This window comes from Lelliottia sp. GFLA7 (genome assembly GCF_056490165.1).
On sequence record NZ_JBWLAQ010000001.1, the window covers coordinates 12,002 to 24,372 of the forward strand.

At 51.8% G+C, this 12,371-nt stretch carries 14 protein-coding genes; 8 read left to right on the top strand and 6 right to left on the bottom strand.

Annotated elements, in window-relative coordinates:
- Nucleotides 1-169: 169 nt before the first annotated feature.
- The 4 genes from AC07RN_RS00060 to AC07RN_RS00075 form a co-directional block, all read right to left on the bottom strand.
- Nucleotides 170-1,549 carry an MFS transporter gene (locus AC07RN_RS00060; RefSeq protein ID WP_478335256.1) on the bottom strand — a complete coding sequence of 460 codons (1,380 nt, stop codon included), beginning with the start codon at nucleotides 1,547-1,549 and terminating at the stop codon, nucleotides 170-172.
- Nucleotides 1,550-1,599: 50 nt separating this feature from the next.
- Nucleotides 1,600-2,619: a Zn-dependent oxidoreductase gene (locus AC07RN_RS00065; RefSeq protein WP_012017324.1), complete on the bottom strand. Its 1,020-nt coding sequence runs from the start codon at nucleotides 2,617-2,619 to the stop codon at nucleotides 1,600-1,602.
- Nucleotides 2,620-2,633: 14 nt separating this feature from the next.
- Nucleotides 2,634-3,848: a D-mannonate dehydratase ManD gene (manD, locus tag AC07RN_RS00070; RefSeq protein ID WP_235135537.1), complete on the bottom strand. Its 1,215-nt coding sequence runs from the start codon at nucleotides 3,846-3,848 to the stop codon at nucleotides 2,634-2,636.
- A 109-nt stretch (nucleotides 3,849-3,957) separates the two neighbouring features.
- Entirely contained in the window at nucleotides 3,958-4,284 is a 327-nt protein-coding gene (locus tag AC07RN_RS00075; protein ID WP_012017322.1) for a YnfA family protein, read from the bottom strand.
- 152 nt (nucleotides 4,285-4,436) lie between these two features.
- On the opposite strand from AC07RN_RS00075, the gene AC07RN_RS00080 reads away from it, so the two are divergent.
- On the top strand, nucleotides 4,437-4,775 hold the full coding sequence (locus AC07RN_RS00080) for a DUF1283 family protein (RefSeq protein ID WP_478335257.1): 339 nt from the start codon (nucleotides 4,437-4,439) through the stop codon (nucleotides 4,773-4,775).
- Nucleotides 4,776-4,799: 24 nt separating this feature from the next.
- Nucleotides 4,800-5,360 (top strand): spermidine N1-acetyltransferase, encoded by a 561-nt coding sequence (gene speG / locus AC07RN_RS00085; protein WP_012017320.1) that lies wholly within the window; start codon nucleotides 4,800-4,802, stop codon nucleotides 5,358-5,360.
- Between the two features lie 22 nt (nucleotides 5,361-5,382).
- Here speG and AC07RN_RS00090 read toward each other — a convergent pair whose 3' ends face one another.
- Together AC07RN_RS00090 and AC07RN_RS00095 are read right to left on the bottom strand one after the other, a co-directional pair.
- Nucleotides 5,383-6,093, bottom strand: a complete 711-nt coding sequence (locus AC07RN_RS00090; RefSeq protein WP_478335258.1) for a YnfC family lipoprotein — start codon at nucleotides 6,091-6,093, stop codon at nucleotides 5,383-5,385.
- A gap of 129 nt (nucleotides 6,094-6,222) precedes the next feature.
- Complete coding sequence (locus AC07RN_RS00095; protein ID WP_478335259.1) at nucleotides 6,223-7,254, bottom strand: methyltransferase; 1,032 nt, start codon at nucleotides 7,252-7,254, stop codon at nucleotides 6,223-6,225.
- A 307-nt stretch (nucleotides 7,255-7,561) separates the two neighbouring features.
- On the opposite strand from AC07RN_RS00095, the gene AC07RN_RS00100 reads away from it, so the two are divergent.
- The 6 genes from AC07RN_RS00100 to osmV all read left to right on the top strand — a co-directional run bounded on the left by AC07RN_RS00100 (nucleotide 7,562) and on the right by osmV (nucleotide 12,334).
- Entirely contained in the window at nucleotides 7,562-7,867 is a 306-nt protein-coding gene (locus AC07RN_RS00100; RefSeq protein WP_012017317.1) for a DUF1161 domain-containing protein, read from the top strand.
- Nucleotides 7,868-7,997: 130 nt separating this feature from the next.
- Nucleotides 7,998-8,612, top strand: coding sequence for a Tat proofreading chaperone DmsD (gene dmsD, locus AC07RN_RS00105; RefSeq protein ID WP_478335260.1), 615 nt, complete (start codon nucleotides 7,998-8,000; stop codon nucleotides 8,610-8,612).
- 289 nt (nucleotides 8,613-8,901) lie between these two features.
- Entirely contained in the window at nucleotides 8,902-9,615 is a 714-nt protein-coding gene (gene osmY, locus AC07RN_RS00110; RefSeq protein ID WP_478335261.1) for an osmoprotectant ABC transporter permease OsmY, read from the top strand.
- A gap of 18 nt (nucleotides 9,616-9,633) precedes the next feature.
- Nucleotides 9,634-10,530, top strand: a complete 897-nt coding sequence (osmX, locus tag AC07RN_RS00115; RefSeq protein ID WP_478335262.1) for an osmoprotectant ABC transporter substrate-binding protein OsmX — start codon at nucleotides 9,634-9,636, stop codon at nucleotides 10,528-10,530.
- A gap of 8 nt (nucleotides 10,531-10,538) precedes the next feature.
- Entirely contained in the window at nucleotides 10,539-11,186 is a 648-nt protein-coding gene (gene osmW, locus AC07RN_RS00120; RefSeq protein WP_133632265.1) for an osmoprotectant ABC transporter permease OsmW, read from the top strand.
- Entirely contained in the window at nucleotides 11,186-12,334 is a 1,149-nt protein-coding gene (gene osmV / locus AC07RN_RS00125) for an osmoprotectant ABC transporter ATP-binding protein OsmV (protein ID WP_478335263.1), read from the top strand. Before osmW ends, osmV begins: the two co-directional genes overlap by 1 nt.
- Nucleotides 12,335-12,371 lie beyond the last annotated feature (37 nt).

Consider the following 12,371-nt stretch of genomic DNA (forward strand, 5'->3'; position numbering starts at 1 on the left):
GCGCCTGCTGACTACACCAACTAGAATGGTAGTTGAGGTAAAAAATGACTGCCATTAACCATACTGATACTTCCGATTCAGTTATTGATTTATATTAACTTTTGGTCACGTGGTGTGACATGATCGCCAGGTTGTGTGACAAGTCACGCAAGTTATAAACCAGTCATTGCTAACGACGCGATGACAGTGCTCCGAACCCTACCGACTCTTTGCGAGGTAATTCAGCTGCATCCTCGGCCAGACTCAAATCACGGTCACGCACTTCTGGCATCAGAATCGCGGAAATCAGACCCACAATTGAATAGGCAATCATCATCACCACGATAGGCCACCACGAACCCGTCATGTTACAGAAAATCCCCGCCAGTACCGGACCGAAACCAACGGCAACCAGTCCGCCCGCCTCTTTTGAAATCGCCATCCGCGTGAAGCGGTTACGTGAGCCAAACATCTCGGCCATGGTGATATTTTCAAGGGCGAACAACCCCAGCACCGCGAAGTTATGAATGACGATAATGGACATCATAATCACGCTCGGGCTGTAACTCTTGTCAACGATAATCGACAACATCGGGTACGCCAGAATAATGGCCGATATGTTGAGGATAATATAAGGCAACCGGCGGCCGACCTTATCTGACAGCCAGCCCAGCAGCGGGATGGAGATAAACCCAAGAATCGAGCTAATCATTAATGCATCGGTTGGGATGCTTTTATTAAACAGCAGTGTCTGGACCAAATAGCCTGCCAGGAAGGTCTGGATCAAACCGGAGTTGCCCGCCTGACCAAAACGCAAGCCGGTGGCAAGCCAGAATGATTTGCTTTTGAACATCGCCCCGAGGGAAATATCTTCCGCTGTTACAACCGGCCCTGTTTGCGCGTCATTCACTTTCTCAAACACCGGACTTTCTTTCAGATTCATTCGCAGCCAGATAGCGAAGATCATCACCACCACGCTTGCGAGGAACGGAATACGCCATCCCCACGCGATCAACTCTTCACGGTCCAACGCGAAGAACATCACCGCCCAGATTGCCGTCGCGCTCAACGTACCGCAGTTGGTCCCCATCGCCACCAGTGACGAGATAATGCCGCGTTTCCCTTTCGGGGCATATTCCGCCAGCATGGTGCCTGCACCAGAGATTTCTGCGCCTGCGCCAAGCCCCTGAATGATGCGTAACGTCACCAGCAAGATGGGTGCAAAGATGCCAATTTGCGCGTAGGTCGGTAGCACGCCGATAAGCGTGGTGCAGATGCCCATCATCGTGATCGTGATAAACAGCACCCTTTTACGCCCAATGCTGTCGCCCATTTTGCCAAAAATAAACGCGCCAACGATACGCGCAATATAGCCCGCACCGTAAGTCCCCATCGCCAGAATTAACGCCATGGCGGCGGATTGTTCAGGGAAGAAAATCTCGTGGAAGACCAGTGCGGCCCCCAGTGAATAGAGCTGGAAATCCATAAACTCCAGTGCAGTACCGAGCCAACCGGAAACGGCTGCTTTCACCAGATCGGATGTCGTTCTTTGAGGTTGTGCTTGAGTCATAATGGCTATCTCTAAAAGGTAAGATGCGTACCACTTATCCGCGTTTGTTGTTATTGACCGAACGTGAGCAAGACTTTGCAGCACTGCCGCTGATCTTTCTCAAACAGTTCGATTGCGTCTGTTACGTGGTGATAGTCAAAGGTATGGGTAACCAGTTTTTCTGGATTGATCAGTCCTTTTTCCAGCCAGTCGATAACGACCGGGAATTTGTTGGCGTTGAGGCGTGTAGAAAATATCGACAGCTCTTTGCCGGTGATGCCCTGCTGCACAATTTGGCTTGGTTCGCTGGAGAAGCCCATCAGCACAATCCGCGCGGCCGGTGAAGCCAGGGTAATCGCCTCCTGTAAAATCGATGGATGACACGCGGCATCAATGATTAAGGTCGGTTTAACACCCTTCTCGTCCAGTACCGCCTGAAGGGACTGTTCAGCATTATTGATGACCCAGTCAGCCCCGCTGCGCTGTGCCATCGCCAGACGTTCTTCAATACGATCGACGACGATCACCTGCTTCACGCGATAAACGCCTTTCAGCGCCTGTACGGTGACCAGCCCCATCGGGCCTGCGCCGTAAATCAACGCCACATCATGCTCTGTAGGCTGTGCATGCCCGGTGACATTGGCCGCGATAGTGAAAGGCTCTACCATCACCGCATGTTTATCTTCAATCGCATCGGGAATGTGCCACGCATTTTTCGATGGCACGACAGCGTATTCACTGAATCCCCCATCGCGATGCACACCCAATACCACCAGCGAAGTGCACACGTTTGGCTTGCCGACTGAACACGGATAGCAATTCCCGCAGCTAATGACCGGATCTACGGATACACGCTGACCAAGGCGCGTCTCATCAACACCCTCGCCCACCGCGTCAATCACGCCGAAAAATTCATGGCCGATTACGCGTGGATATTTTGCAAATGGATTATGGCCACGATAAATATGGCTATCAGATCCGCAAATACCGGCGAGTTTGATTTTGACGCGCACGTCACCTGCCGCAGGAGCAGGTAACGGACGTTCTTCAATCACCAGTTCATTCGGTTTTTGAATCACTACGCTTTTCATTTTTTGCTCCTGTCTTACCAGTTCCACAAGGTGCCATCTTCGAGCCGCGCGATCGGTAAATACGCGGGATCGTATGGATATTTGGCGGCCAGTTTTTCGTCGAACTCAATGCCCAAGCCCGGCTTTTCACCCGGATGCATGTAGCCGTTATCGAAGGTCCAGCTGTGCGGGAAGACTTCCAGCATTTGCTCGGAATACCCCATATATTCCTGTACACCGAAGTTTGGCACCCACAGGTCGAAATGCAGCGCGGCAGCGTGGCAAATCGGCGACAGATCTGACGGGCCGTGTGAGCCAGTACGAACCTGATACAACGAGGCAAAATCGGCGATGCGGCGCATCCCGGTGATTCCCCCCGCGTGGGTCATTGTGGTGCGGATATAGTCGATGAGCTGTTCTTCGATCAGCTGTTTGCAATCCCAGATACTGTTGAATACCTCACCCACGGCAATCGGCGTGACCGTGTGCTGGCGAATTAAACGGAAGCACTCCTGATTTTCGGCAGGGGTTGGATCTTCCATCCAGAACAGGCGGAATTCTTCGATGCTCTTACCAAAACGCGCGGCTTCGATAGGCGTCAGGCGATGATGCATATCATGCAAAAGATGCTCGTCGTAGCCAAACTTACTGCGCACGGCGTCAAACAGTTTTGGCGTGAAATCGAGGTATTTTTCGGTCGACCAGAGCTGCTCTTCCGGCCAGTCACCTTTGGTCGCAGGCTCGTATGCCAGCCCTTTTCCTTTTGACATCCCGTAGGTGGTTTTCATTCCCGGCACGCCGCACTGGACGCGGATCGCCTTGAAGCCCATCTCTTTATGACGCGCATAATCTTCCAGCACATCATCAATGGTGTGCCCGGTGGTGTGACAATACACCATCACCCCTTCGCGTGACGCGCCACCCAGCAATTGATAAAGCGGCATCCCCGCGGCTTTGGCTTTGATATCCCACAGCGCCATATCCACCGCCGAGATCGCTGACATCGTGACCGGCCCACGACGCCAGTACGCGCCTTTGTAGAAGAACTGCCAGATATCTTCGATGCGGTGTGCATCGCGCCCAATCAGCTGCGGGCAGAGGTGATCTTTCAGGTAAGACGCCACAGATAGTTCGCGTCCGTTCAGGGTGGCATCACCCAAGCCGACGAGACCGTCATCGGTGGTGATTTTGAGGGTGACAAAATTGCGCCCTGGGCAGGTAACAAAAACTTCAGCCCCGACAATCTTCATAATCCGTTCCTTGCATCGTGTGTTGTGATGAATGAAATTTACTCAACTGAACTACTACCATACAAGTATTATGATCGAAAAATCATCGCTTGATCACAAAATACGGGGCTTATGTCCGACCCCATCCGGCAACGATAATCAACATGCCGCAAAGCGCAACCAGCGCCCCCGCCCAGTCGTAGGCGCTTAATTTCACGCCATCAACGACGCGCAACCAAAGAAGCGCCGTGCATACATAGACTCCGCCGTAGGCCGCGTAAACGCGCCCACTCGCCGCCGGGTGCAACGTTAACAACCAAACGAATAAGGCCAAGGCGATGCCTGCTGGCAGCAAAAGGAACACCGACGCGCCGCGTTTTAGCCAGAGCCAGGGCAAGAAGCAGCCGATGATTTCGCACAGTGCGGTCGCAAAGAAAAGCAGCGTTGTTTTGATCATAATTATTATCGAGTGAGTCAGGGTTTAGACATGATACGCGATAATAAGATTTACTTTTCCATACCTGATGCGCGGGTATGCCGCCATTTTGGTTTGGTGTAGAATTGACGTCGGGTAAACCACTTCTTCGCGCCCAACAAAAGGAACACGCAATGACGACTTTACGCAAACGCCTCTGCCTGGCGACCCTGCTTTCCCTGACGGCACTCGCCTTCACCGCGCCGGTTTCTGCGCAAACCAGCAAACTGATTATTGAATCAGGTGATAGCGCCCAAAGCCGCCAGAATGCTGCCATGGACAAAGAACAATGGAATGACACGCGTAATCTTCGCCAGAAGGTAAACAAACGCGCTGAAAAAGAGTGGGATAAAGAAGATGTCGCGTTTGATTCACGCGATAAATGCCAGCAAAGCGCGAACGTGAATGCCTACTGGGAACCGAATACCCTGCGCTGTCTGGATCGCCGGACTGGCCGTACCGTTGCGCCATAAAAACGACAGCTAGAAAGGATAATCATGGCCAGCCCGTTAGCAGTAAAACTCAGACCGCTTGAGCGCGAGGATCTGCGCTTTGTGCATCAACTCGACAATAACGCCAGCGTGATGCGTTACTGGTTCGAAGAGCCTTACGAGGCATTTGTCGAGCTGTCTGACTTGTACGACAAACACATTCACGACCAGAGCGAACGTCGTTTCGTGGTGGAGTGTAATGGCGATAAAGCCGGATTGGTTGAGCTGGTTGAGATCAACCACATTCACCGCCGGGCAGAGTTTCAAATCATCATTTCGCCGGATTTCCAGGGGAAAGGCCTCGCCACCCGCGCGGCAAAACTGGCGATGGATTATGGGTTTACGGTATTAAACCTGTATAAGCTCTATCTGATTGTTGATAAAGAAAATGAAAAGGCGATACACATCTATCGCAAGCTTGGCTTTATGGTGGAAGGCGAGCTAATACACGAGTTCTTTATTAACGGTGAATACCGCAACACCATCCGAATGTGCATTTTCCAGCATCAGTATTTAGTGGAACACAAAGCACACGGCACCACGATTTTGAAACCAACCGCGCAGTAAATGCGCGGTTTTTCATGCCCAATCAATAATAATCAATGCTGTTTTTAATCGTAAACTTGCGCTCAACCGCAGGCTTGACGCTCTCATCCTTAATACTCAGATCGCAGCTCACCGGGTTGTCATGGCCATCGTATTCACAGCGTTGTTGCACCGTGCCAAGCTGCTTATCGTTGAGCAAACTCACCGCGGAATAATCCAGTTTTTTGCGCTTATCTTTTGATGGCGTTGCAGCCACGGAAAGCTGCTGCCCGCCAGCTTTTGTGATTTTACCCAGCGGATAACCATCAGCATCGTAGCGATAGTTCACTTCCATCTCTTTTCCGTGCGCGCTAACAATGAAACCTTTGTCGTCAGTATCCCAGGTCACGCCCGCAGAGGGTAATTCAGCCAGCTGGCATTTGCCCTGCAGCTTGATCTTTTGCTGCTGCGTCTCGGCATCGAGGTAAAAATTGGCATCCAGCACCAGCGCAACGCCCGTATTCGCGTCGAGATCGTGCAGCTCGAGTTTGTCGAAACACCCTTCAGCAGACAGGGTGCCGGTAACACGTTTGCTTACTTCACCCTTTTCGTTAAACAGCGTCTGGGTGAAATCTTTAACCGGTCCACGTAGTGGGTCAAAATCAAATTCATTCGAAAAACTGGCCATCTCTGGCGTGAACGACAGCGGCGCGGAGGCGTTATCACATCCTGCCAGTACGCTTGCCAGCGCAATCATCACTGCTAATTTCTTCACATTTTCACCAATACGTGGACGTTAATTCCAATAATATTAGCAATATACAGATGTTTACTTTCGGGGAAAACCTCAATTAAGACTATTTATACCCTGTTGAGCCAATAACGCGTTATCTGACGATAAAATTTAGGCTAAAACAGCTTCTATAATCGATAAATAGGACGGTGTATGTATCACCCGGTTGAGTTTTAACCCGGCATCTGCCAGCATATCGGCATATTCTTGCTCAGTGCGCGCTCGCCCTCCGTCAAAGCTGGTCAATAATAATAAGTCGATTTCATATCGCCCCGGTTCGTTATTATTGTCTTTAATAACAGGTTCCAGAATTAATAATCGGGAGTTTGGTTTCATCGATTTCCGACATGTCTGTAATATTTTACTGGCTTGAGCATCTGGCCAGTCCATTAAAATATATTTCAATAAATATATATCGGCTTGCGGGCAGGCTTCAAAAAAACTGCCTGCGACGGTTGTCCACCGGGTATCGTCGCCCAATAAATGCAGACGATTTCCAGCAAGCACGTTTTCCTGATCGAATAAGATACCGTTAAGAGAGGGATTCCTGCGCAACACGTTTAACAGCAAATTACCAAATCCACCAGCGATATCGACAACCGTGGCCCCTTCTGGAAAATCATAGCACTCGACAAGCACTTCATTTTCCACACTCGACATCGAAGACATTCCCGCATGAAAAACATTTTCCCTGGTTGCCGAACTATCTTGCCCCCAATAGTCATAGAAAGACATCCCGAACAAATCCTTAAACACTTGTTTTCCTGCAACAATATCGCTTATTTCCGCCGCCGGTTGCCAAAAGGTTTTATCCGTCAGCATCAGAACCGCTGCTCGTAAAGAGTGATTATGGTTGGTGCATAAAAATCGTGCTGCCGGTGTGAGTGAGAACAAACCATCCGGCGATTCATGGAATACCTTGCGGGAAGACAGTATTCTCATCACTCGCTGCAAAAATACCCCGTCGACATTCAGCTCATCCCCGAGTTGTCCGGCTGTTTTATCACCGTCAAGGAGTCGGTCAGCAACACCTAGCTCTGCCGCTGCCCGTAATGAGGCCTGCCAGACAAATCCCATACTCTGCTCTAACAAATACACGGCATCTTTACGCTCTACTTCAGATAAATTTGTTTGCGTTAACATTTCATTTCCTTATTTGATATATTGATAAAATAACTAAAACGAAACATCTGCTTGCAAGCCTAAGCATCAAATATTAAACACGCCAATCTACACGCGCAGTTTTAAATCACGCGATGGAAAGAAGTCTCTACGTTTTTTCTATAATGTAAAAAATAATGGCCAATCTCTGGTGTATATTTCCCATTTTAATTTTTAAACATAGCGTAAATATTATTTTCTAAGATTTTTCAGAAAGTTGCCTTACAGGGCAGAGAGTGAAACCCAGCCTGCTAGAATGAAAGACACACACAGACAAAAGGAGTTTTCAATGAAACGGTTAACCTGGATTACCACCCTGTTGTTGATTGGTGCTTCACCCGCGGCACTGGCCGCCCCGGATTCTTGCGAACGCGTCAAAAGCGATATTCAACAGCGCATTATCAATAACGGCGTACCTGAATCGGGTTTCACGCTGAATATTGTCCCTAACGATCAAGCCGATCAGCCGGACGCGCAAGTTGTGGGCCATTGCGCCAACGATACGTTCAAGATTCTCTATACGCGCACCAGCAGCGGTAATTCTCCCGCCAGTAGCGCAGGTGCACAAGAAAACGCGCCAACCGAGCCGCAATAATCCTCCGCATAATGCGCCCGCCATTGATGGGGATTAATGTTTAATCCCCCTGATTACGCCACACTCTCTCATCATTCTCCCTCCCTAATTTTGAAGCGTGAAAGCACTCACGCGAGCAAGGAATGTTGTGATGAAAGAGGTTTCAACCCGCGAGTCATTCGCCGTGTGCGCCCGAGTCCTCGGCGCATTATTTTACTTTTCTCCTGACAGTGAGCAGGCAGCGCCGCTGGTCGCCGCGTTAACAACGACCGACTGGTATCGCGACTGGCCGCTGGCGGAGAAATCGTTACTGCCCGTGGCCGATAAACTGCGCGCAACCGCGGATGAAACCCTGCCCGAGGCCTGGCAACGTCTGTTTATTGGCCCTTGGGCGTTACCTGCGCCACCGTGGAGCTCCGTCTGGCTGGATCGTGAGTCCGTGCTGTTTGGGGAGTCCACACTCGCACTGCGTCAGTGGATGCGCGATAACGGCATTACCTTCGACGTGCCGCAAAACGAGCCGGAAGACCATTTCGGGACATTGCTGATGCTGGCCGCGTGGTTGCGTGAAAATGGTCGCGATAACGAATGCGATCAACTGCTGGCATGCCACCTGCTGCCATGGAGTCAGCGTTTCCTGGCGGTATTTGTGGAAAATGCTCGCCATCCTTTTTACGTCGGTATCGCTGAACTTGCCCAGATGACGCTGGCTGACTGGCAATCCCACCTGCCGATCCCGGTCGTTGAAAAAAAGCTTTATCGTTAACCCTTCCCCCGTCCGCACGGCTAAATGCTCTGCCGTGCGCGCTCTCATTTGTTACGGCGTCACTTTTCACCTGTTATGTTTAGGAGAATTCTGGCGACACGCCTTCAGCCCTTCTCCCGTAAGGCATAACCCCCTGTTTATGTTGCTAACGCTGCTTTACTGATTTTGCCGCTTCGCTGGAACCCTTCCCATTCGCTTGCTATAGGTCATGTACCCCTGCCGATACATGGCATAACAACAGGCAATCAATGGGTTGCAATAACGCATGCGCACAGGGAGACACATCGCAATGCACTCATCTTTACTGAAACGCACGCTGCTTTTCGTCGGCGCGATAGTTGTGGTCCTCGCGCTGCTGACGTGGGGAATTGGACTGGATACGATAAAAGCGCGTCAGGTAGACCTGCTTTATTTGGGTCAGCAACACATGATTTTGGTCTTCTCTTCGATGTTTTTCGCCCTGCTGGTCGGGATCCCGAGCGGAATACTACTTAGTCGTCCGGCGGCGCGCGGTGTTGCCGAATACGTGATGCAAATCTTTAACGTCGGTAACACGCTTCCGCCGCTGGCCGTTCTGGCGCTGGCGATGGTGGTGCTGGGTATTGGCGATAAACCGGCGATCGTCGCGCTATTCCTCGCCTCACTGCTGCCGATTGTGCGTAATACCTATGCTGGTCTGTGCTCGGTGCCCCCTTCTTTGCTCGAAGCCGCGAACGGCATCGGGATGACGAAATGGCAGCGTTTATACCAGGTGGAAATCCCAAACGCCTTACCGGTGATGCTGTCCGGTATTCGTATTGCGACCGCGATTAACGTGGGTACCGCACCGCTGGCCTTCCTGATTGGCGCCAGCAGCTACGGCGAACTGATCTTCCCGGGCATCTATCTGAACGACTTCCCGACGCTGATTTTAGGCGCCGCAGCGACAGCACTTTTCGCTTTGATTCTGGACACGTTGCTCGCTGCGCTGGGTCGAGTCATGAGCCCGCACGTCGCGCGATAACAATAACAAGGAGCCTTTATGAGACTGTCTTCAAGCCTCGCCGCGCTGGCTGCAGCCGCATTCTTCGCGACACAGGCGCAGGCCGCACCGCTAGTTTTGGCCACCAAAAGCTTTACCGAACAACATATTCTTTCGGCCATGACCGTGCAGTATCTGCAAAAAAAAGGTTTTGAGGTGCAGCCTAAAACCAATATCGCGACGGTGATTTCGCGTAACGCCATGATCAACAAACAGGTTGATATGATGTGGGAATACACCGGGACCTCGCTGATTATCTTTAACCACATCAATAAACGCATGTCGCCGCAGGAGTCTTACGACACCGTAAAACGCCTGGATGGCAAGCTGGGTCTGGTCTGGCTGAAACCCGCGAATATGAACAACACCTATGCGTTTGCGATGCAGCGTAAACGCGCCGAAGCAGAACACATCAATACGATGTCGGATATGGTGGCGAAAATCGAACAGGTGCGTAAAACCGATCCGGATAACAACTGGATGCTGGGTCTAGACCTTGAATTCGCCGGGCGTAGCGACGGCATGAAACCGTTGCAGGAAGCGTATCAGATGGAACTGGATCGCCCGCAAATTCGCCAGATGGACCCAGGGTTAGTCTATAACGCCGTGCGCGATGGGTTTGTGGATGCCGGGCTGGTTTACGCCACCGACGGACGCGTTAAAGGATTCGACCTCAAAGTGCTGGAAGACGACAAAGGCTTTTTCCCGAGCTACGCCGTGACGCCAGTCGTGCGTAAAGACACGCTGGATGCGAACCCAGGTCTGGAAGAGGCCTTGAACACCTTATCCAGCCAGCTAAATAACGACGTTATCACCGAGCTGAATAAGAAGGTAGATATCGACCATCAGTCACCGCAGCAGGTCGCTCGTGATTTCCTGCGTAGCAAAGGGCTATAGGAGGCGCTATGGATACGATTCACTACATGCTTGATAACTGGGGCTTTCTGCTCACGCTGACCTTTCAGCATCTGTGGCTGGTGGGATTAGCGGTGGGTCTGGCGATCATTATCGGCGTGCCGCTGGGGATCCTGATTGTGCGTCACAAATGGCTGGCGACGCCCGTGCTGGGAATTGCCACGATCGTGCTCACCATCCCGTCGATTGCGCTGTTTGGTTTGATGATTCCGCTCTTTTCGCTGATCGGTCAGGGGATTGGTGCCCTGCCCGCCATCACCGCCGTGTTCCTCTATTCACTGTTGCCGATTGTGCGCAACACCCACACCGCGTTGGATAGCCTGCCACCGGGCCTGCGTGAAGCCGGGCGCGGGATTGGCATGACGTTCTGGCAGCGTCTGCGTTGGGTAGAAATCCCAATGGCCTTACCGGTGATTTTTGGCGGGATCCGTACCGCCGTGGTGATGAATATTGGCGTGATGGCCATTGCTGCCGTGATCGGCGCAGGGGGTCTGGGTCTGCTGTTACTCAACGGCATTGGCGGCAGTGATATTCGCATGTTGATCGCCGGTGCATTAATGATTTGTCTTTTAGCTATTGTGCTCGACTGGCTGCTTCATCGCCTGCAGGTCGTGCTGACTCCGAAGGGGATTCGATAATGATAAAACTGGAAAATCTCACTAAACAATTTTCGCAGAAAAATGGCCAAACGTTTAAGGCCGTTGACAACGTGAACCTCAACGTACCTGAAGGCGAAATGTGTGTTCTGCTTGGCCCGTCTGGCTGCGGGAAAACCACGACGTTGAAGATGATTAATCGCCTGATTGCGCCGAGCAGCGGCAATATCCTGATTAATGGTGAAAATACCAACAAAATGGACACCGTGACGCTGCGCCGTAACATCGGCTACGTGATCCAGCAGATTGGCTTGTTCCCTAACATGACCATTGAAGAGAACATTACCGTCGTCCCGCGCATGCTCGGCTGGGATAAAGCGCGCAGTAAAGCGCGTGCCGAAGAGTTGATGGATATGGTGGCGATGGACCCGCATAAATTTCTTAACCGCTATCCACGCGAAATGTCCGGCGGCCAGCAGCAGCGTATCGGCGTGATCCGTGCCCTGGCGGCGGATCCTCCGGTGCTGCTGATGGATGAACCGTTTGGCGCGGTAGACCCGATCAACCGCGAAGTGATCCAGAACCAGTTCCTGGAGATGCAGCGCAAGCTGAAAAAGACGGTCATGCTCGTCAGCCACGACATTGACGAAGCACTCAAGCTGGGTGACCGTATCGCCGTGTTCCGTCAGGGGCGGAATGTGCAGTGCGCCAGCCCGGATGAACTGCTAGCAAAACCCGCCAATGAATTTATCGGCTCGTTTGTGGGTCAGGACCGTACGCTCAAGCGCCTGCTTCTGGTGTCGGCGGGTGACGTCACGGATCAGCAGCCGACCCTTACGGTGCGCGAATCGACCTCGTTGCCGGAAGCCTTTGCGACTATGGATGACAACGATATCCGCGCGATTACCGTTGTGGATGACATGGGAAAACCGCTGGGCTTTGTGAAACGCCGCGAAGCGCGTCAGGCCACCGGTTTTTGTGCCGACGTGCTGCATCCATTCAGAATGACGGGTAAAGCGGAAGACAACCTGCGCGTGGTGCTGTCGCGTCTGTACGAGAGCAACACCAGCTGGATGCCTATCGTTGACGAAGACGGCCGCTATAACGGCGAAATTTCTCAGGATTATATTGCAGAGTATTTAAGCTCCGGTCGTACGCGTCGGGCGCTGAATATTCACAGCGACAGTTAAATCCCACGTTTTACAGGCAATAAAAAACCGGGCGCTC

Excerpts from the sequence above, each read along its gene's own strand:
- AC07RN_RS00060 (WP_478335256.1), bottom strand. The coding sequence starts at position 1,549 with ATGACTCAAGCACAACCTCAAAGAACGACATCCGATCTGGTGAAAGCA.
- AC07RN_RS00065 (WP_012017324.1), bottom strand. The coding sequence starts at position 2,619 with ATGAAAAGCGTAGTGATTCAAAAACCGAATGAACTGGTGATTGAAGAA.
- manD (WP_235135537.1), bottom strand. The coding sequence starts at position 3,848 with ATGAAGATTGTCGGGGCTGAAGTTTTTGTTACCTGCCCAGGGCGCAAT.
- AC07RN_RS00075 (WP_012017322.1), bottom strand. The coding sequence starts at position 4,284 with ATGATCAAAACAACGCTGCTTTTCTTTGCGACCGCACTGTGCGAAATC.
- AC07RN_RS00080 (WP_478335257.1), top strand. The coding sequence starts at position 4,437 with ATGACGACTTTACGCAAACGCCTCTGCCTGGCGACCCTGCTTTCCCTG.
- speG (WP_012017320.1), top strand. The coding sequence starts at position 4,800 with ATGGCCAGCCCGTTAGCAGTAAAACTCAGACCGCTTGAGCGCGAGGAT.
- AC07RN_RS00095 (WP_478335259.1), bottom strand. The coding sequence starts at position 7,254 with ATGTTAACGCAAACAAATTTATCTGAAGTAGAGCGTAAAGATGCCGTG.
- AC07RN_RS00100 (WP_012017317.1), top strand. The coding sequence starts at position 7,562 with ATGAAACGGTTAACCTGGATTACCACCCTGTTGTTGATTGGTGCTTCA.
- dmsD (WP_478335260.1), top strand. The coding sequence starts at position 7,998 with ATGAAAGAGGTTTCAACCCGCGAGTCATTCGCCGTGTGCGCCCGAGTC.
- osmY (WP_478335261.1), top strand. The coding sequence starts at position 8,902 with ATGCACTCATCTTTACTGAAACGCACGCTGCTTTTCGTCGGCGCGATA.
- osmX (WP_478335262.1), top strand. The coding sequence starts at position 9,634 with ATGAGACTGTCTTCAAGCCTCGCCGCGCTGGCTGCAGCCGCATTCTTC.
- osmW (WP_133632265.1), top strand. The coding sequence starts at position 10,539 with ATGGATACGATTCACTACATGCTTGATAACTGGGGCTTTCTGCTCACG.
- osmV (WP_478335263.1), top strand. The coding sequence starts at position 11,186 with ATGATAAAACTGGAAAATCTCACTAAACAATTTTCGCAGAAAAATGGC.